This is a genomic window from Butyricicoccus sp. Marseille-Q5471, from assembly GCF_951230135.1.
In the GTDB taxonomy this organism is placed as follows: Bacteria; Bacillota; Clostridia; order Oscillospirales; family Butyricicoccaceae; genus Agathobaculum.
In genome coordinates this window covers 35,586-58,906 of record NZ_CATNVC010000012.1, presented here as the reverse complement: position 1 = coordinate 58,906, position 23,321 = coordinate 35,586, and the positions used below count along the sequence as shown (strand labels likewise).

Genomic DNA, 23,321 nt, shown 5'->3' with positions numbered 1-23,321 from the left:
AAGAACTTTTTTCAGCTTCCGGAGAAGTTTTTTGTTCTCGCCGTATCCGCTTTTCCGCTTGGCCGCCGCCTCAAAAGACAGCTTAGTTAGAATACCACACCCCACCTATGCTTGTCAACGGTTTTCTCGAGGTTTTTCGCGCTTTTTTGATTTTGTTCATTTTAATACGAAGTTAGCAAATCAGTTCACCCAAAGTAGACCACAAAAGCGGGAGAAAAGAATATGCAGGTGCGTAACACAATTCGGTGAATATTCCACTGATACTTTCCTTGTGAATCATCTGATTTTCTGATATAATGCAATCATAAATGACTCACTTATAAAGGAGGTATCGGCTTGCCTATCAAAATTGCCGACAGCCTGCCCGCACGCGCCGTGTTGGAGGGCGAAAATATCTTTGTCATGACCGAGCACCGTGCGCTTTCGCAGGATATTCGCCCGCTGCGCATCGGCTTACTCAATTTGATGCCGCTCAAAATCGTAACCGAGACGCAGATTTTACGCTGTCTTTCCAATACGCCGCTGCAGATCGAGGTGGATTTAATCCAAACCAAGAGCTATCAATCCAAGAATACGCCAGAGGATCATCTGCTTACCTTCTACAAGACCTTCGATGACATCCGCGATCAGAAATATGACGGTTTTATCATCACGGGTGCTCCGGTGGAAAACATGCCTTTTGAAGAGGTAGATTATTGGCCTGAGCTGTGTGAAATCATGGAATGGACCAAGCAGCACGTACACTCGACCCTGCACATCTGCTGGGGCGCACAGGCCGGACTGTATTATCATTACGGCGTGCCGAAATATGCATTGGGGCAGAAAATGTCCGGCATCTTCCGTCATCATGTGCTGACCCCCAAGGAGCCTCTGCTGCGTGGCTTTGACGATATCTTTTGGGCGCCGCATTCACGGCATACCGAGGTGCGCGCCGAGGACATCCGCAAGGACAGCCGTCTGCGTCTTCTGGCCGAATCCAATGAGGCCGGCGTTTATATCGTCGAAGCGAAATACGGACGTCAGATTTTTGTGCTCGGACATTCTGAATATGATACAGACACCCTCAAGCTCGAGTACGAGCGCGATTTGGCCAGGGGTTTGGATCCTCATGTTCCTCGCCACTACTTCCGCAATGACGACCCTGCAAACGAGATTGAAACCACGTGGAAAGCACATGCCCATCTGTTCTATACGAACTGGCTCAACTACTACGTCTATCAAACTACCCCCTATAAAATCGACAAAATATAAAAAAAGAAGCTGTTGCTCCGTGTAACAGCTTCTTTTTTTATTTAATCTTCGCTCAATTCTTCGTCTTGGATCACCATATGGCACAGCATCATCATACTGTCGGACAGGTGCACGTTTTCCACCGGTATGCCCAGTCCTTCCAGATGGAGATCCTCGCCGGTAAAATTCCACAACCCTCTGATGCCGCAGTCGACCAATGCACGTGCAATATCGGGCGCATGACGGCGCGACAGCGTTAAAATCGCTACATCCGGTCTCTCCCGTCGAACAAAATCGTAGAGATCGGCTGTATTGCAAATCTCATGGCCGCCGAATTTCTGCCCAACCAGCTCTGCATTTGCGTCAAACGCACAGAGTAGCCGGAATCCACTCGCCGAAAAATCAAAGTTATTGAGTAGTGCGCGGCCTAAATTGCCCGCGCCGACCAGAACAGCCGTGTGACCCGCGCGCAAACCGAGGATAGAACCCAGTTCATCCTGCAGTTTATCCACGTTATAGCCATAACCCTGCTGTCCAAATCCACCAAAGCAGTTAAAATCCTGACGGATCTGTGAGGCGGTCAGTCCCATGCGCTCAGCCAATGCGCGCGACGAAATCCGCTGCACGCCCTCGGCTCTCAGTTCACAAATATTCCGATAATAGCGGGGCATGCGCTGGATTACCGCTTTTGATACTAATTGCTTGCGTTCCACAGGCATTTTCCCTCTCTTCTTCTCTCTTCTCAGGCTTGTTTCCTTACAGCGCTGCAATGGTCTCCAGCACGTAGTCGGTAAACTCCTGCGCGGTCGCGCCTGTATCGCGGCCGGTAAGCACATACTTCTTCTTTTCAAACATGCAGATATCAAGCGCGCGATCCAGTTTGCTTGCCAGCTCAATCTCGCCGATGTGCTCGAGCAGCATGACAGAAGCACGCAGTACCGAAGACGGATCTGCGAACTTGTCGCGGCCTTCCTGCACCATACGAGGCGCAGAACCGTGAATGGCTTCAAACATTGCATAGCGCTTGCCGATATTGGCAGAACCTGCGGTGCCGACGCCGCCCTGAATCTCGGCCGCCTCATCGGTGATGATGTCGCCGTAAAGGTTGGGCAATACCACGACCTTAAAGTCACGGCGACGTTTCTCGTCGAGCAGCTTTGCCGTCATGATATCAATGTACCAGTCGTCAAATACAACATCCGGGTACTCCGCGGCAACCTTCTGGCAGGTATCGAGGAACTTGCCGTCAGTTGTCTTGATGATATTTGCCTTGGTAACGCAGGATACGCGGTTCTTGCCGGTCTTGGCAGCATAATCGAATGCCAGACGCGCAATACGCTCACAGCCCTGCGCGGTCGCTACCGTGAAGTCAATGAACAGATCGTCCGCCACCTGCACGCCCTGCGAACCGACAGCATAGCCGCCCTCGGTGTTCTCACGGTAGAAGGTCCAGTCGATGCCCAGTTCCGGCACCTTGACAGGACGAACGTTCGCAAACAAATCAAGTGCCTTGCGCATTGCAACGTTTGCAGACTCCACGTTCGGCCACGGATCGCCCTTGCGTGGGGTCGTGGTCGGTCCCTTGAGGATTACATGGCACTTTTTGAGCTCTTCCAGCGTATCGGGCGGAATCGCGCAGCCCAGTTCGGCGCGGCGCTCGATGGTCAGGCCATCGATTACGCGGAACTCAACCTTGCCCTCCTTGACCTTTTCAGCCAGCAGTACTTCCAGTGCGTGCTGCGCCATGCCGGTAATCATCGGACCGATGCCGTCGCCGCCGCACACGCCGATGATAATCTTATCCAGCTTCTGATAGTCAACAAAGTCACCCTGCGCCTTCATATCGGCGATGCGCTTCTGCTGGCTCTCAATGATTTTTTCGAACTTTTCCATGATGGACTGATCGATAGACATATGTCACCCTCCTGATTTGATATTATTTTAACAACTTTTTCATCATCTGTCAAGAAAACAGTCAGAGAGGGCACAAATTGTCCTCTCTGACCGTATTGTTTACTTGGCCTGCTGCTTGGCGAAATTGAGCGTACCGCCCGCAATCAGCGCGCCGCGCTGACGGGTCGAAACGTCGCAGTCCGCCATAAACGTCTTGCCGCCGCACTTAACGGTGACCTGCGAGCCGTTCTTAATTTCCTCCAGCACATTGGGAAGAGAAATCTCATCCAGCAGATTCACTGCATCATAATCCGCAGGATCAGCAAAGGTCAGCGGAATGATACCGGAGTTGACCAGATTGGCCTTATGGATACGTGCGAAGGACTTGCACAGCACCGCCTTCACGCCGAGGTACAGCGGAACAAGCGCCGCATGCTCACGCGAAGAGCCCTGGCCGTAGTTTGCACCGCCGACGATGACACCGCCGTTCTGCTCCTTGCAGCGCGCCGGGAACGCAGGATCAACGTTGATGAAGCAGTAATTCGAATAATACGGCACATTCGAACGGTACGGCAGCAGCTTTGCGCCGGCCGGCAGAATGTGGTCGGTGGTGATATTGTCCTCCGTCTTGAGTACAACCTTACCGGTGTATGCCGCTTCAAGCGCCTGACCCAGCGGGAAGGGCTTGATGTTCGGGCCGCGCACCACGTCAACCGCGGACGGGTCGGCAGCAGGCTTGACAATCAGGTTGTCGTTGATGTCGAAGTGCTCAGGCATCACAATTTCCGGCGCATCGCCCAAGGTGCGGGGATCGGTCAGCACGCCTGTCAGCGCAGAAGCCGCAGCCACTTCGGGCGAAACCAGATAAATCTGTGCATCCTGCGTGCCGGAGCGACCTTCAAAGTTGCGGTTGAAGGTACGCAGGCTAACGCCGCCGGACTCCGGCGACTGACCCATGCCGATGCAGGGGCCGCAGGCGCATTCCAGAATGCGCGCGCCGGCAGCAATGATGTCGGACAATGCACCGTTCTTGGCGAGCATATCAAACACCTGCTTGGAGCCGGGAGAGATGGTCAGCGAAACGTCAGGATGTACAGTCTTGCCCTTGAGAATCGCGGCAACCTTCATCATATCGTAATAGGACGAGTTGGTGCACGAACCGATGCAGCACTGATTCACCTTGATTTCACCGATTTCATCGACTGCCTTGACGTTATCAGGCATGTGCGGCATCGCGGCCAGCGGTGCAAGCGCCGTCAAATCTACCGTGTATTCCTCATCGTACTGCGCGTCTGCGTCGGATGACAGCTCTACCCAAACATCGCCGCGACCCTGTGCTTCAAGGAATGCCTTGGTAACTTCGTCGGACGGGAAAATCGAGGTGGTTGCACCCAGTTCCGCGCCCATGTTGGTAATCGTCGCACGCTCGGGTACAGAAAGCGTCCGAACACCCTCACCCGCGTATTCGACAATCTTGCCTACGCCGCCCTTAACGGTCATCTGACGCAGTACGTCGAGAATCACGTCCTTGGCCGCAACCCAAGGGCTGAGTTTGCCCACAAGGTTGACGCGAACCATCTTCGGGGTCGGGATGTAATACGCGCCGCCGCCCATCGCGACCGCAACGTCGAGTCCGCCCGCACCGAACGCCAGCATACCGATGCCGCCGCCCGTCGGGGTGTGGGAATCCGAGCCGATCAGTGTTTTGCCCGGCGCACCGAAGCGCTCCAGATGTACCTGATGGCAGATGCCGTTGCCGGCCTTGGAATAATAAATGCCGTGCTTCTTCGCGACCGAACCGATATATTTGTGGTCGTCCGCGTTTTCGAAGCCGGACTGCAGGGTATTGTGGTCGATGTAGGCAACCGAACGCTCGGTCTTAACCTGATCGACACCCATAGCCTCAAACTGAAGATAGGCCATGGTGCCCGTTGCATCCTGCGTCAGCGTCTGATCGATTTTGAGGCCAATTTCCTGACCCACGACCATTTCACCGTCCACCAGATGTGCGGACAGAATTTTTTGCGCAATTGTCATACCCATGTGCTGCAAACACTCCTTCAAAAACCTACGGCGCATGAACGCGCCGTTCCCGCTCATTGCAAACGGGAAAAGTTGCGGCTTCCACAGCCTTCTCCACGGCACAAAACCCAATGTTTTACGCCGTGCCCTTAAAAACAAACAGAAGCGGCTTCTTTAAGACAAGAAACCACTTCTATTTTACCGCATAATCGTAAGTTTGGAAAGACCTTTTTGCCTATCTCTTTTCACAAATATTCTCGCCGATCTCAGCAGTTGCAAAAGCATTTTGCAAGGCAGAGCCGGTGTTTCCTGCAAGAAATTCAAAATATGCCTGACTGCCGATCATCGCGGCATTATCTCCGCACAGTGAAAGCGGCGGCAGATAGAGCGCTACGCCCACACGCTCCGCAAGGTCTTCCAGCGCCGCACGAAGGAACGAATTTGCCGCCACGCCGCCCGCGCAGACGACCTGCTTCGCGCCGGTTTGCTCTATCGCAAGCGCAAGCCGCGGCACCAACGTTTTGACGACCGCATGACAAAAACAAGCCGCAAGAGCCTCTCTGTCAATCGCTTCACCCTTTTGCTCGGCGTTGTGCGCGAGATTGATGACCGCTGTTTTGAGTCCCGAAAAGGAAAAATCAAGCGGCGCATCCTTGATATGTGAATCAGGCAGCTTGTATTTGGCCGCGTCGCCCGTCTGCGCCAGCTTGTCAATCTTCGGGCCGCCGGGATAGCCGACACCCAGCACGCGCGCCACCTTGTCAAACGCCTCCCCTGCCGCATCATCGCGCGTGCCGCCGAGAATTTCAAACTCGGTATAATCACGCACCAGGACGATTTGGCTGTGTCCGCCCGACGCAATCAGCGTCAAAAACGGCGGCTTCAAATCGGGGCAGGCAAGATAGGCCGCCGCAATATGACCACGGATATGATGTACCGGCACAAACGGCTTGCCAAGCGACATTGCCAGTGCCTTGCCAAAATTCGCGCCAACCAACAATGCCCCAATCAGGCCGGGTGCACAGGTCGCGGCAACCGCGTCAACCTCCTGTTTCTCCATTCCGGCATCCGCGAGCGCCCGCTCGGTCACGCGAACAACCGCCTCCATGTGCCGACGGGACGCAATCTCCGGCACGACGCCGCCGTACAGCGCATGTGTCTCAATCTGTGTATCGACCACGCTCGATAAAATTTTTCTTCCGTCCTCAATAACAGCCGCCGCCGTCTCGTCGCAGGAGGACTCAATGCTCAATATCCTCATTGTTTTACCTCAATCCATATCCGGTCCACTTGCAAACACTAGCATCAGAACCGCCCCAAGCAAACATGCCGCCAGCAGAATGATGCAAACCGCCAGCTTGCGTGCAGCCGGATCAGTGTCTTTGCCGTCATGCACGGCACGCATCATGTCCGCCAGTGAGAACGATATCCCAAAGCAGGATAAGATGGTGACAATAATCCATATACCCGTCATTTTCTTTACACCTATCGCATCGTTCCGTCAGAAATCGTTTTTTCAAAGCAGATGCAGTTTGCATCACCCATATACGGACCAAAGCCCTCCGGCAGTACCGTATATCCGATTCTATGATAAAACGCAACTGCGTCCGGCGTGTCCTTTGCCGTTTCCAGCACCGCGCGATGGCAACCGCTTGCGGCGGCGTGTGCTTCAATGGCCTCAAGCAAACTGCGTGCCGCTCCGTTTCGCCGCGCTTCGGGTCGTACAAAAACCCGCTTGATTTCCGCCGTCACCGCGTCTAATGCACGCCAACAGCAGCACCCGCAGGGTTCTCCGTTTTCGTATGCAACCGCCGCACCTGCGAGTCCAGTCAGTTGATTATGCGGCTGGTATTCGAGATAGTCCTTACCGAAACGGTCAAAATAAAATTGATCCAGTTCGCCGGAAAGCTGCACCAGCGTTTTGTCATTCTCGTTTACAAATTTAACTTCCATGTCATTAACACCGCGTCTTCCGTCGGATTTTCGTAAAAGTTCTTTCTTGTGCCGACCGGTTCATAGTTCATACTTTCATAAAGCGCAATCGCCGCTGCGTTGGAGCGCCGCACTTCAAGCGTCACAAATGCGAGTTTTTCCGCTTTTACCCGCTCGGCCAGTTCATGCAGCAGCGCACGACCTACGCCCTGCCGCCGCGCTTCAGGCGTCACAGCAACATTGGTAATATAGCCTTCATCAAGCACCGTCTGGCAGCCTACATAGCCGACCGCTGTTGCGTCCCGCTCGGCAACAAGGAAAAGGCCCTTTCCCAGTTCCTCACGCAGTGCATTTTCGCTCCACGGTGCATGAAAACAGGCCTTTTCAATTTCAGCGAGCGCCGCGAGATGCCGCTCTGCCATGTCCACAATGGTCATTTGCTCAGCCTTTCAATCACTGACTGCACCCCTTGATCAATCTGCAACGCGGCGCGGCGATAGGTTTCCAGATCTCCGCCGAAGGGATCGGGAATATCTGACGGCAGCAGGGTAAACAGCTTGCTTTCACAGTCCGGAAAGAGCTCGCACACACGGTCGTAGTGTGCACCGGTCATGCAGACCAGATAGTGCGCGGCACGAGCATGCTCAGCTGTGAGCATGCTCGACCGGTGTGCGGACAAGTCTGCTCCCAGCTCAGCCGCCGCAACGAGCGCGTTCGGAGAAGCGGGCAAGCCATCCTGCGTAAACAGTCCGGCTGAGGCCGCTTGCAGGCCTGTCTTTTCCTCCCCGCCGTGTGCGCGGAATAGTCCCTCAGCCATCGGGCTGCGGCAGGTATTTCCCGTACATAAAAATAAAATTTCATCCATTGCTTTTCACCTTATTTCGCGTCATACCAGCTGTGTCCGGCCTTAGCTTCGGCAAGCAGCGGCGCGTCCATTTGGAATGCGGCTTCCATCTCTTCCCGCAGCAGTTGCATTGCATATTCCTGCTCACTAATGGGGGCTTCCAGAATCAGTTCGTCATGCACCTGCAAAATCATGCGACTTTGCAGGTTTTCGCGTTCCAAACGGTCATGCACACGCACCATAGCGATTTTTATGATGTCCGCAGCCGTACCTTGAATTGGCGTGTTCATCGCCACGCGTTCACCAAACGAGCGAATATTGAAGTTTTTGCTCTGCAGTTCCGGCAATGCACGACGACGGCCGAACAGCGTTTCCACATAGCCCTTTTCCTTGGCGCTCGCCTTGATGGTATCCATATAATTAGCAACCCCCGGATAGGTTGCAAGATAGGAGCGGATAAACTCCCCTGCCTGCTTGCGCGTCACACCGATGTCTTGTGCCAGGGAAAAATCGGAAATGCCATAGACGATGCCAAAATTGACCGCCTTGCACGAAGAACGCATCTGCGCCGTTACATCCTCAATCGGCACATGATAAACCTTTGCTGCGGTTGCCGCATGAATATCCTGCCCCTGTCGGAATGCTTCAATCATTGCCGCATCCCGAGAGATGTGAGCCAGTACGCGCAGTTCAATCTGCGAATAGTCCGCATCGACCAGGATATGCTCCTCGTCACAGGCTACAAACATCCGGCGCAGTTCTCGGCCGAGTTCGGTACGCACCGGGATATTCTGCAGGTTCGGGTCGGTCGAGGATAACCGTCCGGTCGCAGTCACTGTCTGCTGAAAATGAGAGTGAATGCGTCCATCCCGCGGACTAATGACCTTCAAAAGTCCGTCCACATAGGTGCTCTTAAGTTTTGTCAACGTGCGGTACTCCAGAATGCGCGGAATAATCGGGTGTGCATCCGTCAGTTTTTCGAGTACGTCAACATTGGTGGAATATCCTGTTTTTGTTTTCTTCTGCGCCGGCAGACCAAGCTTTTCAAAAAGCAGTTCTCCGAGCTGCTTGGGAGAGTTGATGTTGAACTCCCCGCCCGCATCCTCATAAATCAGCGCGACCAATTCGGTAATGCGCGTGTCGAGCTGCTCTCCGAAAGCACGCAGCTGATTTGGTGCAACAGCACAGCCACGCGCTTCCATTTCCGCCAGCACGTGCATCAGCGGCAGTTCAATTTCAAAATACAGCTGATGCATGTCGAGTTCTTCCAGTTTTGCCGCAGATTCTTCATAGATACCGCGCACTGCATTCGCATGTGCAGCCAATGCTGCGACCGTCTTGTCGCGTCCGCCAAGCGGTGAAAACGCATCATCACTTGCCAAATTCAGCGCAGGCAGTTCGGTGTTGAGATAGGCAAGTGCCACGCGGTGCAAATCGTAACCCGACTGTGTGGGATCGAGCAGATAAGCGGCAAGGCAAGTGTCAAATTCCACCATGCGCTTTTCAATCCCGTACTCAATCAGAGCGACCATAATCGGTTTCGCATCGTGCAATACCAAAGAAATCGAGCCGTCAAACAACCGCGTAAGAATTGTCTCCCAATCCTCTGTCGCAAAGCTGTCCTCCACCAGTACCGCCGCGGTTTCCCCGCTGAGCAGGCAAACCGCTCCCAGCGTTTCCGCGACGATGCCAAAGCATCGCTCTTCATTCGTCAATTGATCGAGCAGCGCAAAGGCCGCAGCAGCAGTCGTGATTTCCTCTGCGCGTACTTCCGGCAGCACGGGTGCGGCGGCTTCTGCCGACAGACCCAGCTTTTTGATGAAATTCTTAAACTCCAAACGTGTCAGCAGCTGATACAGCGATTCTTCATCAATAAATTCATCCGGCAGATTGGCAACATCAAGCTCCATCGGCACACTGCGGTCAATGGTTGCAAGCCAGTAGCTGTCCCGCGCCGATTGCTCCCCCGCACGCAGCTTTTCCCGCGCGCCCTTTTTAATCTTCTCATCCTCAAGGTTTTCATATACGCCGTCCAGCGTGCCGAACTCATGCAGCAGGGTCATTGCGGTCTTTTCGCCAATACCCGGAACGCCCGGAATATTGTCGGACGAATCCCCCATCAGAGCCTTAAGATCGATGAGCCGCAGCGGATCAAAGCCATATTTCTCACGGAATTTTTCGGTGTCAAACACATCATATATCGTCTGCCCCATTTTGCTGGAAACGAGCCGCACGGTCGTGCCGCCGCCAATCAGCTGCAGGCTGTCCCGATCACCGGTAACGACGACACAAGCATCCCCGTTTTCGTCCGCTTTACGGCTGATGGTGCCAATCAGGTCATCCGCCTCGTAGCCTGCCTGTTCGCAGCGCACAATGCCCATCGCATCGAGCACTTCCTTTACAACCGGCAGCTGCGCGGCCAGTTCATCGGGCATTCCCTTGCGTGTCGCTTTATACGTGTCAAACTTCAGATGGCGAAAGGTCTTTTCCCGCACATCAAAGCATACAATCGTGCGGTCAGGCTTTTCATCGTCCTGCAGCTTGAAAAACGTCGCCAGAAAGCCGTAAATCGCATTGGTCGGCAGGCCTTCGTGGTTAGACAGCTGCCGCACCCCATAAAACGCACGGTTCAATATGCTGTTGCCGTCAATCACCATAATCTTCATCGAAGCATCCTCATAATTCTACATAATTTTCATAAATTATATTATATCCTATTACCGAGGTAATTTCCAGACAAAATAAGGACGGGGCGTGAGCCCCGTCCAATCGACTGCATATGCTGTAAAAACTCAGGAGCCGAAGCGCATCTGGAGACGCAGGCGGTCGGCAATCATCGAGATAAATTCGCTGTTTGTCGGCTTACCCTTGACACCTGAAACCGTATACCCAAAATACGATTGCAGAGTTTCCAGATCGCCGCGGTCCCATGCCACTTCAATTGCATGGCGAATGGCGCGTTCCACTCGAGATGAGGTTGTTTTAAACTTCTTTGCGATAGATGGATATAGAATCTTCGTAATCGCGCCGACGGCCTCCATATCTTCCACAGCCATCATAATCGCTTCACGCAGGTACTGATATCCCTTGATGTGCGCCGGAACGCCAACCTGATGAATCACGTCGGTTACCCGAACTTCCAACGCCAGAGATTCTCCCTTGGACTCTGCCTGCTTCTTGCCCTGATTCCACATCCGAATGCGATCACACAGGGAGGAAAGCTCAATTGGCTTGCGCAGGAACGCAGCCACGCCCAACGCTGTGCATTCTGCACCGGCTTGAGGACTTGCGAAAGCCGAAAGAACAAAAGTCGGGACACTTGCCTTCTGCTGCTGTAACTTGCTGACCACCATCAGCCCGTCAATCATCGGCAGCACCAAATCAATGAGCAAAAGATCTGGTTTCAGTTCATTGACAGCAGTCAATGCCTTTGCTCCGTCTTCTGCAATTCCAACCAGTTCCAAATCCTCAGTCTCAGAAATTGCTTCTGCCACGCTCGCACAGAATTCGCTGTCGCTGTCTGCGAGCAAAATCTTTACTTTCTGTTCCATGATGTCAAAACCTCTCTTAACCGACGTAATTTTTGCTCTCTATTTATTTGCTCCTTAAATTTACCATATACTTACAGTAAATGCAAGTACTTTGTCGGAAAAGAGTTGAAGTTTCGGACGGTAGGATTCGACATTCTTCGACAGTTTATACTTAATTTTCCATTTCGTCGAGCATTTTCTGGATATCAATTGCATAACCGCAGGTCGGATCGTTGACTAAAACGTGCGTAACCGCACCGATGATTTTGCCATTTTGCAGCACAGGACTACCACTCATACCCTGTACAATACCACCGGTTTTTGCAATCAGAGTTTCATCGGTTACGCGGAGCATCATGCCGCGGCCGTACTCATCATCCTCCGGATATAGCTTGACGACTTCCACTGCGTATTTTTTAACGCTGTCACCTTCAATATTTGCCATAATTTCTGCGCTGCCCAGCTTAATTTCATCACTTGATGCAACAGGGACTGACTCCAGTGATGCATACATTGAGGAATCGGACAACGTACCGAAAATACCGCTTTGCGTGTTTTCCGTTACCGTACCAACGGAGCGCTCGACATCAAATTCACCCTGCAGCGCACCGGGTTCGCCGACCTTACCCTTCTGAACGGAGCCCACTGTGGAATACAGCAGTCCGCCTTCCTTCAACGGCAGCAGGACGCCTGTCTCACTTTCGCAGATACCATGACCCAATGAGCCATACGCGCCCGTCTCCGGGTCTACATAGGTCAGCGTGCCAATACCGGCCATACTGTCTCGCGCCAGCACGCCAATGCGAAATACGCCGTTCTCGTCGGCGCAAGGGGTGGCCGTAATGGTTTGCTCACTGCCGTTTCGCACAACAGACAGTGTCACAGGGTTGCCGGCTGAAAGCGCGATTTGCTTTTGCAGGGAATCATTGGAGTCGACCTCCTGACCGTTTACTTTAACGATCATGTCGCCTTCTTCTACGCCTGCGTCACGAGCGGGACATGCCGAACCGTTTGACGTCGTGACCTCATTGAGCCGCACGACGAGGACGCCTTCGGATGTCATTTTGATACCGACCGTATGACCGATCGGAATGAGTGATGTGATGTCGGTGGCCTGTGCTGTGAAGAGCATGCTAAGAACCAGAAACAGAGAAATTGCGATACGCTTTTGCATTCGTTGTTTCACGCCGTTATCACCTCCGCACTTACTTTGTCTCATTTGCGGCGGCACACGCCTGTGAACCTTTGCTATTCCCTTGGTTTTTCTGGCGGAGTTCGCAGTCCTTTCACCCGTGAATTTTACCCATCCGACCGAAAACGGTGCTTTTCTTCGCAGACATGCGAAGAATTTCACCGTTTTTTTATATGTTACCTGCTTTTACATTGATTTGTAGTGATAAAAAAGAGACTGCGCTGCCGCAGTCTCTTTTTTGCTTTTTATGTTAGACCGTTTCTATCACCATTCGGCCGTTCTTGCGCAGCACTGCCAGCAGCGCCTTGCCAATCACTGCAACGAGCACCGCCGCTGCGATTGCCTCCGGAATGCCGGACGCTGTAACCGTGCCCATGACAAGGCCGAATACCGCGGTCAGCGCAACGTCTTTCGCCTGCGCATACTGTTGGGCGAACAGGACGTAGATGCTGCCCATTACGCATACGGTATTGACCATTGATCCCACAAAGCCGACCAACGGCAGCGCCGCCAAATCGTTCCACTTCAGCTTTTTCAGCGCAATCCACAGCCATCCCGCGGCCACGCCAATCAGCACGCGGCAACCCACAGAAATCCAAAGTGCCTTTACCGCGCCGGACAAGCCGGTTGTCGACATGAAGGGCGAGAAAGCAAAGGACAGCAGCGTCGGCGCAATGGTATTCGATACCAAGCTGCAAATGCCGAAGGTCGCGCCCAGAATCGCACCAGCTGCAGGGCCTAATAAAATCGCGCCCAGAATGACCGGAATATGAATGGTAGTTGCTTTGATAATCGGCAGTTGTATCATGCCTAGCGGCGTATTTGCCAGCACGATGACGATACCGATGAGCAGCGCCAGCTGCGTCAGATAACGGATGTCTTTCTTTTTGGATGTTTGCATGTAAATTCCTCCTGCTCCCGTCCCGCCCTTTCGTCGGGTACAGGGCTGTTTTTTGGCAATTTACCGTTCAGCGCGGTTCTTCTTCCAGATCAGATGCAGGCCGTCAAGCACCAGACTCTCGTCATACGCGTGCGGCGTGCGCAGATGTGGCGTAACAAGCGGAGCTGCCCCGCCGGTGACAACGACATTCGGCCGTTCTCCCAGCGCTTCGGCAAACCGCTCAATCATCCCGTCCACCATGACAGCCGCGCCAACTACAACGCCGACCCCAATCGCATCCACCGTGTTGCGCGCCAGAACGCCGTTGTCAACCGCATCGATTGCGACCTCGGGCAGCTGTGCCGCCTGCTCATGCAGAGCTGCCAGAGACAGCCGTACGCCCGCTGTAATCGCTGAACCGATCAGTGCGCCGGATTGATCCAGCACCGTGAAGGTGGTCGCCGTACCGAAGCTGACGACCACGCAGGGCAGCTTGCCCTTTGCACGTGCCGCCACTGCGCATGCTACGCGATCCGAACCGATTTGCCGCGGCTGTTCGGACCGAATGTTGAGTCCGGTTTTGAGTCCGCTCGACACAGCAAGAACATGCTGCACGCCCAGCAGCTTCAGCGCCCCCTCAAGCACCGGTGTCATCGTCGGTACGACCGAGCTGATGATTGCGCCATGAATCTGATTGGTGTTTACACCATGCAGTGCAAAAATCTGCTGCAGCGCAACTGCGTAGAAATCTCCCGTCTGCTTGGGATCGGTCGCGATGGAAGCGGCGAATACCTGCTCGTCTTCCTCATAACCGCCCAAAGCAACGTGGCTATTCCCTGCATTCACTGCAATCAGCATGGTTTGAACCCTCTTTTCCGGCATATTGCCAAGGACATTATACGGGATATGAGCCCTGTTTTCAAGAGTTATTTTGCTGTTTCGGCAGCATGACGGGTGCGCATAGCAAAAGCCATAGCAGCGCATACTTGGCACAGATTTGTCCTTTGACATTAAAGCGCTCATCCGAGTAGTCCCAGACAGCCAACTCGTAATGACGATTTACTGTACACCCGACCACAAATTCAGCTGTCGTTATGAGTATCGCCCCTGCGGCACAGCGCGCCACTGGTTTTTCCTCGCGCACCTGTCGGCGCAGCCGATCCAGTGCAACCAAAACTGTGCCACCGGTCAGCGCCATCGTCCAGTGGGTATAGCCTCGCCATAAAATTTCAATTGCGGCGTATCCGGCCGCTCCCAATGCAAAAAGTCCCGCTGTTTGTTTTTTCATTCAATCACCGAAACTTATTTTGTCTATTTCCTTTTGATTTATGCCTGTTCGGCCGCACATCTGGAAAGCGCTGCGGCAAAGTCTCCCTCGACGATAGTCGCGGCGCAGGCGAGCATCAGATTGATTGGGTGCCCAAAATTTTCAATTGCAAAGCCATTCTTGTCTATTGTTCCAAGCCTTTCCTGCATGGTTCTCCCGTCCGATACATATCCGTAAACGGTTTTACCCTTTGCGAAGGCATACCCAACCTCAAAACACGTGCCGCTGTCCGGCTCATCGCCGCGAAACGGATTGAGATTTGCAATCACAATATCGGCCTGATCAATTAATTTGCAATTTCCGGTAAAAATATCCGCCGCAGTATCCGCCTCATTGTCAAACGGATATAGGCCGACGAAACCGCGCTCCGCACACATCATTTTCATTTTTGCGCCGCGCTGCACCGCATCGGGGGCAAACACCTCAAATCCCGCAAGATAAATTCTCTTCATAGAAACTCCTTCATGCACTGTTTCATTTTTCTTTTTTCAAAAAAAGGGCGGGGGTATACCCCCGCCCTTGCAGCAGCTTTTTATAGTCTTGCTTCCAATTCTTTGCGGCGCTCCTCATAACCGGGTTTTCCGAGCAACGCAAACATATTCTTCTTGTACGCCTCGACCCCCGGCTGATTAAAGGGGTTTACCCCCAGCAGATAGCCCGAAATGCCGCAGGCCTTTTCAAAGAAATAGACCAGGTAGCCAAAGTGCCATGCATCCGCCCTGTCGATTTCCAAGATAATATTCGGCGTACCACCGTCCATATGCGCCATCAGGGTGCCCTGATACGCTTTGGAATTGACAAACTGAACACTTTTTCCCGCTAGGTAATTCAGACCGTCCATATCCACTTCCGTCTCCTCGATGATACTCTCGGAACGCGGCTCCTTGACCCAGACCACCGTCTCAAACAGGTTGCGGGTACCGTCCTGAATGAACTGACCAATCGAGTGCAAATCGGTCGAAAAGTTTGCGGACATTGCAAAAATGCCCTTATGATCCTTACCCTCCGACTCATCAAACAGCTGCTTGAACCACTCGCCCAGCATCACCAGGGACGGATCATAGTTAACAAGAATCTCTAGTTCCTTGCCCCCCCGACCGAGGATATTGCGCAAAGCCGCATACCGTGCACAGTCATGGTCGATGCCGTCCGCAAATGCCTTGTACGCATCGGCTGCGCCCTGCATTGCGGCATCAACATCCACACCGGCCGCCGCCATCGGCAGCAGTCCGACCGCGGTCAGCACGGAAAAACGGCCGCCTACGTCATCCGGCACGACGAAGGTCTCATACCCCTCATCATCCGCGAGCTTTTTGAGCGCGCCGCGCTCCTTGTCGGTCGTGGCGAAAATACGCTCCTTTGCGCCGGCCTTACCATATTTCTGCTCGAGCAGTTTTTTGAAAATGCGAAATGCGATTGCGGGTTCGGTCGTCGTACCGGATTTGGAAATCACGTTGACGCCGAAGTCCCGCTCACCGATAATTTGAATGACATCATTGAGATAAGACGAGGAGATGTTGTTGCCGACGAAATACACCTCCGGGATACCCGCAGGGCGTACGCCGTTATACATCTGGCCGTTGACAAACTCAATCGCCGCACGCGCGCCGAGATATGAGCCACCGATGCCGATTACCACCAGCACATCGCACGTGGACTGAATCTTTTTCGCGGCCTGCTTAATGCGATCAAATTCGCTCCGATCATACCGATTGGGAAGCTCTACCCACCCGAGGAAGTCGTTGCCGGCGCCCGAGCCATCATACAGCATCTGCTGCGCGGTCTGGAGCATAGGCTTCATATTTACCAGCTCGTCCTCATGAACAAACCCGGACAAACCTGTCATTTTCAGATTGACTGCCATTGTAATCTCCGCCCTTTTTCAACATTTTCGCCAGTGGCGTTATAAATATTATAGCATATTTTGTGAAGACTTCCAATAACCTTTCCATATTATTACTATAAAAAATTACCGCTCTTTTTCGTCAAAAAGAGCGGTAAAATTTTGTCATTAATAAAGCGGGAAATTTGAACAGATTTCGGTTACATTATGACGAATCTCGTCAGCCTTGTTGTCGAAATCGGTCGCAGTCTGCCAAATGAACTCAGCAATGCGAAGCATTTCAGGCTCGCCAAAGCCGCGCGCGGTGACCGCCGGGGTGCCGATACGCTGGCCGGAGGTGACAAACGGGCTCTCCGGATCGTTCGGAATTGCATTCTTGTTGGCAGTGATATACACCTCATCCAGACGATGCTGCATTTCCTTACCGGTCACGCCGGTTTTGCGCAGGTCAACCAGCATCAGGTGGTTGTCCGTGCCGCCCGAAACCAGATCAAAGCCCTGCTTCATCAGTTCGCCTGCCAGTACCCGTGCATTGGTGATGACGCGCTGCTGATACGCCTTGAACTCCGGCTTGAGTGCTTCACCGAAGCAGACAGCCTTCGCCGCGATAACGTGCATCAACGGGCCGCCCTGCGTGCCGGGGAAAATTGCCTTATTAAACTTTTTGCCCAGCTCTTCGTTGTTGGACAAGATAACACCACCGCGGGGTCCGCGCAGCGTCTTGTGCGTGGTGGTGGTGACTACGTCCGCATACGGCATCGGGTTCATGTGCAGACCGGCCGCAACCAGACCTGCAATATGCGCCATATCAACAAACAGATACGCGCCCACTTCGTGCGCGATTTCGGCAAACTTGGAAAAATCAATTGCACGCGGATAGGCAGAAGCCCCCGCAATAATCATCTTGGGCTTTTCCTTCTGCGCCAGCGCACGCAGCTGTTCATAATCAATATAGCCGTTGTCGTCCACGCCGTAGGGGACGATATTGTACAGCAGGCCGGACTGATTGACCGGTGAGCCGTGGGTCAAATGGCCGCCGTTGTCCAGGCTCATGCCGAGCACGGTATCACCGGGCTGACACAGCGCCTGATAAACCGCCATATTGGCCTGTGCGCCGGAGTGAGGCTGTACATTGGCATACTTGGCACCAAAAATCTCACAAACGCGTTTGATGGCAAGCGTCTCGACTTCGTCAACACACTCGCAGCCGCCGTAGTAGCGCTTACCCGGGTAACCTTCTGCGTACTTGTTGGTCAGAACCGAACCCATCGCAGCCATCACCGCTTCGCTGACGATGTTTTCCGACGCAATCAGCTCGATGTTGCGGGACTGACGGTCGTACTCCGCCTGCATCATCTTGCCAAGTTCGGGATCATATGCCTTTACAAATTCCATTGCTTCGCGAACCATTTTGCAACCTCCATCAACACGTAAATGTGTAGTTCTCTATATTAATTAAAGCATATTGAAGCGTATTTTCCTACTGTCAAAGCTATGGATTTAACTTTGCTTTCACGCTTTTTTCTGTTAAAACTGACAGCCTCTCTTGATTTTTTTGCCCGCTGTGCTATGATAGTGATAAAGTGTACTCATACTGGAGATGATAAAATGACCAAGAAGGAACGCGCAGCGACCGTGACCGAGCTGCTCAAGGAAGCTTATCCGGACGCCGTCTGTGCGCTGCATTATACAACCGACTACGAGCTGCTGTTTGCCACCCGCCTCTCTGCCCAGTGCACCGATGTCCGGGTCAATCTGGTGACAGAGGATTTGTTCAAGACTTTTCCGACCTTGGAAAGCTATGCGGAGGCGCCGATTGAGGCCATTGAGGATGGCATCAAGACCTGCGGCCTGTATCACACCAAAGCGCGCGACCTGAAAGCCTGCGCCGCGATGCTGCTGGCCGACTTTGGCGGCAGAGTGCCTGACAAGATCGATGATTTGTTAAAGCTCCCCGGCATCGGCCGCAAAACAGCGAACCTTGTGCTGGGTGATATTTACGGACAACCTGCCGTCGTCACCGATACGCACTGTATCCGGCTTTCCAATCGTCTTGGCTTTGTTAAAAACGAAAAAGATCCGCTCAAGGTTGAAATGGCGCTGCGCAAGCTGCTCGATCCCAAAGAATCCTCGGACTTCTGCCATCGCTTGGTGCTGCACGGGCGCGAGTGCTGTACCGCACGCAATCCCAAGTGTCAGAATTGTCCGCTCGCAACGGTGTGTCCGTCCTATCCCATGAGCAAGTAAAAATAAACGCCGGAAGGGTTTCTCCCTTCCGGCGTTTTTATGTCTGTTCAGCCTTCTTCTGTCGCATCGATGATGCGCTCCTCACAGCTCAGGTGCTGCTTTTCAAACAGCTCGCGATTGGCAACATAGATTGCACGCAGCCCTTCGAGGGTCAGGTCGGGATCAACGTCATCGATCAGGTCGCAGTAGCGTGCCATCATTCGCCCCATGCCGCCTGTGGCAATGACGCACGGGTTGCCACCCAATTCCTGCTTGATATCGGTAATAATACCGGTCAGCGCACCGACGTAGCCGCGTACCGCACCGGACTGCATGCTTTCCACCGTGGTCTTGCCAATCGCGTGCTCCGGCATTTCAAGATCAACGCGCGGTAGCTTGGACGCCTTTAGAAACAGTGCCTCCATCGCAACCTTGATGCCCGGGAAGATTGCACCGCCCTGATAAGCGCCGTTTTCATCCACCACGTCAAAGGTAGTCGCCGTGCCGATATCCACAATAATCAGCGGTTTTCCATACCGTTCAATCGCCGAAACCGTGTTGACCAGACGATCCATGCCAACCTCGCCCGGGTTGGTATAACAGTTTTCGATACCGATATCGACATCTCGCCCTGCAATCAGCGGCTGCACACACAGGTACTTGCGAATCGCGTTAATCAGCGTATACATGACGGTCGGCACGACCGATGCAATAATGACCGCGCACGTGCGCGCCGGATCAATGCCGAGAAAATGATAATACTGCACAATCTGCATACCGAGTTCATCCGAAGTGCGCTCCGCATTGGTTGAAATGCGGAAGGTGCCGCACAGCTCGGGTCCGTCGTACAGACCGAACACCATGTTGGTATTACCCACGTCAATTGCCAGAAGCATGTTTTCTGTTCCCCTTATATATCCTATTGTTAAAACCGCTGCTCGTGCAGCAAATGTCCGTCCTCGTCGAGGATTTCAAGTCGGTCAATCCGACCGCCTTCCAGCGTTAGCCGGCCATAGCTTGCCGGGCCGCCACGCGGCAGGCTGATGCTGCCCGGATTCATCACCCACACGCCGCCCGCCTTTTCAAGCAGTGTGCGATGCGTATGCCCATAGAGCGCGAGCACACAGCCCTCCTCCGCCGCTTTTTGCGGCAGAATGCCCCAAGCCAACATGGAAACACGTTCCTTGTGCCCGTGTGTGATATAAATCGGTACATTCGCCGGCGTAATCACCGCATGCAGCGGAATATCCGGGTCATAGTCGTTGTTGCCGCGCACGCGGTAGACCGGAATCGCACAATACGCACGCTCAAGCTCATCCGCATCACCGGTATAATCCCCCAGATGGATGACCGCATCAGGCTTTTCGTTTTCGATTGCGTAAAACATTCCTGCACTGCGCCCATGCGAGTCGGCAAAGACCAATATTTTCAAATTGATTCCCTCCAAGGACGGATATAGTGGTATTCTACACCGTGAACCACACATTGTAAACCCATGGTTTCACATTTTTATACAACATCGGCATATAATGCACCAAACGAACTTTGGGAGGGATTGACATATGCCGGATTTGAATCAACTGATGAACGAGCTTGCCTCCAAAAGCGGAGGGGATCAGACGGTCAACAAACTGAAGGCCGCACTCAACACGCCTGATGGAAAAAAGGCTGCACAGGCCATTTCGCAGCAGAATGCCGCGGATTTGGAACGCGCGGCACAGGCCGCTCAGCGAGGCGATATGGGTGAAGCTGCCCGCCTCGCACAGAAGCTGATGCAGAGCAAAGAGGGCGCGACTCTGGTAAATCAGCTCAAAAACATGCTATTTCCGAAATAAGGAGGCTTTGCCATGGATAACGATCTGCTGTCCTCGCTGCTCAGCGATCCGGACGCACTGCAGAACGCGATGAAAATGGCCTCCGAGGTATTGGGCGGGGCAGGCGGCGGCGCGCCGTCGTCTCCCCCACCCCAATCATCTTCGCGAGACTATGACCCGTCTTCCGAGCTGATGCAGCGTGCGCTGCCTGTCATCGGCAACATCGTGCAGAGCGGCCAAACCGCAGTCGGTACAGAAAAACGCGCGTTGCTCAACGCCGTCAAACCCTTCGTAACCGATCAGGTTGCGACGCAGTTTGACCACGCGATGCGTCTGGTCAGCATGGCGCGCATGGCACGCTCTGCGCTCGGACAATTCGGAAACAAAAATGATGCTGTCGAAGATGACGGCACCAAATCACTTTAACAAGGGGGACGAACTGCTTTGTATAACCGCTATTTGACCGAAACCTCGGCCGACGCGCAGCCCCTGTATGACACGCAGTCTCTACATACCGATCCGCCCGGTGCAGCGCAGACCGCCGGACCTAGCGCTGCCGAGCCGCCGCATCACAATCCACACACGCCGCCGCAGAGCGCATCTGTATTCTCCAACCTGTCGCAGGCGCTCGGCGGACGTTTATCCAACCTCAAGCTGGATATGGATACCGTACTCGTGCTCGTCATCGTCTGGTTCATTCTCTCCGACGGCGACGATCCCGACTGGGAACTGCTCATCACGATTGGGGTGCTGCTCGTGCTGGGCGTCTGAGCCGTGCTCAGACGCCCTTTTTGGGTTTGCGCGGTTTAGGGGCAGGCAGCGCGGCGCAGGTACACAGTGTCAGCTCCCGCAGGAAGTCACGATCCTCTAAATCCTCAATATAAAAATATCGTGCACCCGCATGCGGTTCAATGACTGTTGCATTGGGCATCAGCGCCCACCCTGCATCGGTGATTTTGACACACAGCCGATCATCCTCCACCGTGGCGAAAAACTTCTGATCGCAATATAGCCCAAACTCACCAAACATCCGCTTAAAAGCGATTTCGCCCGCGTCGGACAATTGCTCGCATACAAACTGTACAAATTCCAGTGAGGATGCCACCGGCTACACACCCTTTCGCAGCGCGACCGCCGCATCGGCAAGTCGCGCAAAATCCGCAAGCGACAATCGTTCTCCCCGAATCCGTGCATCCAGCCCGATGGATTCAACCAGCTTCGTAATTTCTTCCTTGCTCATGCTATCACCCAGCACCGGTCCGAGCGCATTGACGAGCGTCTTGCGGCGCATATTGAATGCTGCGCGCACCAGTGCGAAAAACAGCTTTTCATCCTGCGTTTCCACCGCAGGTTCTGCAAGTGGTGTCAGCTGCAGCACTGCCGAATCGACCTTCGGTTTGGGCACAAAACAGTCTGCCGGAACATCAAACAGAATTTCGGTCTTTGCATGATACTGCACAAAGATGGTGAACGCACTGTAATCAGACGTGCCGGGTTTTGCGCAGATGCGCCGTGCAACCTCGCGCTGTACCATGACCGTAATTTTTTCAAACGCACCGCTTTCCATCAACGCCGTGATTGCAGGTGTGGTGATATAATACGGCAGATTGGCGCAGGCTACCGCGCGACCGCCCGCAAACTTCTGCTCCACCAGTGCCTTTAAATCAGTTTCGAGCACGTCGCCCTGCACGACCTCAACATTGTCATAATCGGCAAGGGTCTCATCCAGAACCGGCAGCAACGCGCGGTCAATCTCAACCGCGACAACCTTGTCCGCACGTTGGCACAGCTCCGCTGTCAGGCAGCCCATGCCCGGGCCGACTTCGACCACATTTCGCACCTCGCGCACGCCGCAGGCGTCTGCAATGCCCGCAGGCACCGATGCGTCCGTCAGAAAATTCTGACCGAGCGATTTGGAAAAGTGGAATCCGTGCCGTCCTAAAATGGCTCGAATATCCGTAATATCACATAATCCCATAGTTCCTCCCTAATGCAAGGGACAGGCCGGCAACGCACTTGCGCTGCCGGCCTGTCCGTTTTATACAAATTCTTATTCTTCGCCTTCGATCAGGCCATAGCCGCCTGCCGCGCGTTTATAAACGACCGCATGAATGTTGTCGTTATCCGCGTTGCGGAAGAAATAGAACTGATGATCGAGCAAATTCATTTGCAGAATCGCCTCATCCACGCTCATCGGTTTGACCTCAAAGCGCTTGCGGCGAACAATATCAAAATCCTCTTCAGCAATCGCCGCCTGCTGTTCTGCAAGCTTATCGAACGCACCCTCACGAAGGCGCTTGCCCAAACGTGTCTTGTGCTTGCGGATTTGACGCTCGATGCTATTGATTGCGCCGTCAACAGAAGCAAACATATCGCTGGTCGTTTCCTCCGCGCGCACAACCAATCCGGTTTGCCGCACAGTAATCTCAACCGTCTGCTTGCCGCGCAGCTCACTAAAGGTCAGCGTAGTATCGGAATCCTGTTGGAAATAGCGATCCAGCTTTTCAACCTTTCTCAGTGCGTAATCGCGCAGATCATCATCAATTTTAATTTTTCTCTCGACGATGGTGAACTTCATAACATCATCT

At 53.5% G+C, this 23,321-nt stretch carries 27 protein-coding genes; 5 read left to right on the top strand and 22 right to left on the bottom strand.

From position 1 onward, the window contains the following. Window positions 1–336: 336 nt before the first annotated feature. Window positions 337–1,251 carry a homoserine O-acetyltransferase MetA gene (gene metA / locus QOX26_RS11770; RefSeq protein ID WP_283675175.1) on the top strand — a complete coding sequence of 305 codons (915 nt, stop codon included), beginning with the start codon at window positions 337–339 and terminating at the stop codon, window positions 1,249–1,251. Between the two features lie 41 nt (window positions 1,252–1,292). On the opposite strand, the gene QOX26_RS11765 is transcribed toward metA, so the two are convergent. The 17 genes from QOX26_RS11765 to glyA all read right to left on the bottom strand — a co-directional run bounded on the left by QOX26_RS11765 (window position 1,293) and on the right by glyA (window position 18,103). Continuing rightward, on the bottom strand, window positions 1,293–1,943 hold the full coding sequence (locus QOX26_RS11765) for a redox-sensing transcriptional repressor Rex (protein WP_283675174.1): 651 nt from the start codon (window positions 1,941–1,943) through the stop codon (window positions 1,293–1,295). A 43-nt stretch (window positions 1,944–1,986) separates the two neighbouring features. Next, a complete protein-coding gene (locus QOX26_RS11760) occupies window positions 1,987–3,144 on the bottom strand; it encodes an isocitrate/isopropylmalate family dehydrogenase (RefSeq protein ID WP_283675173.1) in 1,158 nt (385 codons plus the stop codon). Between the two features lie 99 nt (window positions 3,145–3,243). Continuing rightward, complete coding sequence (locus QOX26_RS11755; RefSeq protein WP_283675172.1) at window positions 3,244–5,166, bottom strand: aconitate hydratase; 1,923 nt, start codon at window positions 5,164–5,166, stop codon at window positions 3,244–3,246. 214 nt (window positions 5,167–5,380) lie between these two features. Next, complete coding sequence (gene tsaD / locus QOX26_RS11750) at window positions 5,381–6,406, bottom strand: tRNA (adenosine(37)-N6)-threonylcarbamoyltransferase complex transferase subunit TsaD (RefSeq protein ID WP_283675171.1); 1,026 nt, start codon at window positions 6,404–6,406, stop codon at window positions 5,381–5,383. A 9-nt stretch (window positions 6,407–6,415) separates the two neighbouring features. Next, window positions 6,416–6,619, bottom strand: coding sequence for a hypothetical protein (locus QOX26_RS11745; protein ID WP_283675170.1), 204 nt, complete (start codon window positions 6,617–6,619; stop codon window positions 6,416–6,418). Window positions 6,620–6,630: 11 nt separating this feature from the next. Beyond that, entirely contained in the window at window positions 6,631–7,098 is a 468-nt protein-coding gene (locus QOX26_RS11740; protein WP_283675169.1) for a GNAT family N-acetyltransferase, read from the bottom strand. Beyond that, the gene (gene rimI / locus QOX26_RS11735; protein ID WP_283675168.1) at window positions 7,080–7,514 is read right to left on the bottom strand and encodes a ribosomal protein S18-alanine N-acetyltransferase; all 435 of its coding nucleotides are present in this window, start codon (window positions 7,512–7,514) and stop codon (window positions 7,080–7,082) included. The genes QOX26_RS11740 and rimI overlap by 19 nt, the downstream gene beginning before the upstream one ends. Beyond that, entirely contained in the window at window positions 7,511–7,942 is a 432-nt protein-coding gene (locus QOX26_RS11730) for a low molecular weight protein arginine phosphatase (protein WP_283675167.1), read from the bottom strand. Before QOX26_RS11730 ends, rimI begins: the two co-directional genes overlap by 4 nt. Window positions 7,943–7,953: 11 nt before the next feature. Further along, window positions 7,954–10,587, bottom strand: coding sequence for a DNA polymerase I (gene polA, locus QOX26_RS11725; RefSeq protein WP_283675166.1), 2,634 nt, complete (start codon window positions 10,585–10,587; stop codon window positions 7,954–7,956). 126 nt (window positions 10,588–10,713) lie between these two features. Continuing rightward, complete coding sequence (gene spo0A, locus QOX26_RS11720; RefSeq protein WP_331488483.1) at window positions 10,714–11,472, bottom strand: sporulation transcription factor Spo0A; 759 nt, start codon at window positions 11,470–11,472, stop codon at window positions 10,714–10,716. Window positions 11,473–11,623: 151 nt separating this feature from the next. Beyond that, complete coding sequence (gene spoIVB, locus QOX26_RS11715; protein WP_283675165.1) at window positions 11,624–12,637, bottom strand: SpoIVB peptidase; 1,014 nt, start codon at window positions 12,635–12,637, stop codon at window positions 11,624–11,626. 256 nt (window positions 12,638–12,893) lie between these two features. Continuing rightward, a complete protein-coding gene (locus QOX26_RS11710; RefSeq protein WP_283675164.1) occupies window positions 12,894–13,544 on the bottom strand; it encodes an ECF transporter S component in 651 nt (216 codons plus the stop codon). Window positions 13,545–13,604: 60 nt separating this feature from the next. Beyond that, window positions 13,605–14,405, bottom strand: coding sequence for a type III pantothenate kinase (locus tag QOX26_RS11705; RefSeq protein ID WP_283675163.1), 801 nt, complete (start codon window positions 14,403–14,405; stop codon window positions 13,605–13,607). Between the two features lie 37 nt (window positions 14,406–14,442). Beyond that, window positions 14,443–14,811, bottom strand: a complete 369-nt coding sequence (locus QOX26_RS11700) for a putative ABC transporter permease (RefSeq protein ID WP_283675162.1) — start codon at window positions 14,809–14,811, stop codon at window positions 14,443–14,445. 38 nt (window positions 14,812–14,849) lie between these two features. Beyond that, on the bottom strand, window positions 14,850–15,302 hold the full coding sequence (locus QOX26_RS11695) for a nucleoside 2-deoxyribosyltransferase (RefSeq protein WP_283675161.1): 453 nt from the start codon (window positions 15,300–15,302) through the stop codon (window positions 14,850–14,852). A gap of 80 nt (window positions 15,303–15,382) precedes the next feature. Beyond that, window positions 15,383–16,714: a glucose-6-phosphate isomerase gene (locus QOX26_RS11690; RefSeq protein WP_283675160.1), complete on the bottom strand. Its 1,332-nt coding sequence runs from the start codon at window positions 16,712–16,714 to the stop codon at window positions 15,383–15,385. A 147-nt stretch (window positions 16,715–16,861) separates the two neighbouring features. After that, window positions 16,862–18,103: a serine hydroxymethyltransferase gene (gene glyA, locus QOX26_RS11685; RefSeq protein WP_283675159.1), complete on the bottom strand. Its 1,242-nt coding sequence runs from the start codon at window positions 18,101–18,103 to the stop codon at window positions 16,862–16,864. 198 nt (window positions 18,104–18,301) lie between these two features. Between glyA and nth the strand changes: the two genes are divergently transcribed. Further along, entirely contained in the window at window positions 18,302–18,940 is a 639-nt protein-coding gene (nth, locus tag QOX26_RS11680) for an endonuclease III (RefSeq protein WP_283675158.1), read from the top strand. 47 nt (window positions 18,941–18,987) lie between these two features. Here the strand turns inward: nth and QOX26_RS11675 are convergent, their stop codons facing one another. Together QOX26_RS11675 and QOX26_RS11670 are read right to left on the bottom strand one after the other, a co-directional pair. Then, window positions 18,988–19,815, bottom strand: a complete 828-nt coding sequence (locus QOX26_RS11675) for a type III pantothenate kinase (RefSeq protein WP_283675157.1) — start codon at window positions 19,813–19,815, stop codon at window positions 18,988–18,990. A gap of 29 nt (window positions 19,816–19,844) precedes the next feature. Beyond that, window positions 19,845–20,351: a metallophosphoesterase gene (locus QOX26_RS11670; protein ID WP_283675156.1), complete on the bottom strand. Its 507-nt coding sequence runs from the start codon at window positions 20,349–20,351 to the stop codon at window positions 19,845–19,847. Between the two features lie 130 nt (window positions 20,352–20,481). Here QOX26_RS11670 and QOX26_RS11665 point away from each other — a divergent pair, with 130 nt between their 5' ends. Genes QOX26_RS11665 through QOX26_RS11655 form a run of 3 tightly spaced genes read left to right on the top strand, consistent with a single transcriptional unit; the run spans window position 20,482 to window position 21,504 of the window. Beyond that, a complete protein-coding gene (locus QOX26_RS11665) occupies window positions 20,482–20,754 on the top strand; it encodes a hypothetical protein (RefSeq protein WP_283675155.1) in 273 nt (90 codons plus the stop codon). A 12-nt stretch (window positions 20,755–20,766) separates the two neighbouring features. Further along, window positions 20,767–21,159 carry a hypothetical protein gene (locus tag QOX26_RS11660; protein WP_283675154.1) on the top strand — a complete coding sequence of 131 codons (393 nt, stop codon included), beginning with the start codon at window positions 20,767–20,769 and terminating at the stop codon, window positions 21,157–21,159. An 18-nt stretch (window positions 21,160–21,177) separates the two neighbouring features. Next, window positions 21,178–21,504, top strand: a complete 327-nt coding sequence (locus QOX26_RS11655; protein WP_283675153.1) for a hypothetical protein — start codon at window positions 21,178–21,180, stop codon at window positions 21,502–21,504. Window positions 21,505–21,511: 7 nt separating this feature from the next. Here QOX26_RS11655 and QOX26_RS11650 read toward each other — a convergent pair whose 3' ends face one another. The 3 genes from QOX26_RS11650 to hpf form a co-directional block, all read right to left on the bottom strand. Continuing rightward, entirely contained in the window at window positions 21,512–21,838 is a 327-nt protein-coding gene (locus tag QOX26_RS11650) for a TfoX/Sxy family protein (protein WP_283675152.1), read from the bottom strand. A 3-nt stretch (window positions 21,839–21,841) separates the two neighbouring features. Then, window positions 21,842–22,711, bottom strand: coding sequence for a 16S rRNA (adenine(1518)-N(6)/adenine(1519)-N(6))-dimethyltransferase RsmA (gene rsmA, locus QOX26_RS11645; protein ID WP_283675151.1), 870 nt, complete (start codon window positions 22,709–22,711; stop codon window positions 21,842–21,844). A 72-nt stretch (window positions 22,712–22,783) separates the two neighbouring features. Beyond that, a complete protein-coding gene (gene hpf / locus QOX26_RS11640; protein WP_283675150.1) occupies window positions 22,784–23,311 on the bottom strand; it encodes a ribosome hibernation-promoting factor, HPF/YfiA family in 528 nt (175 codons plus the stop codon). Between the last annotated feature and the right edge of the window lie 10 nt (window positions 23,312–23,321).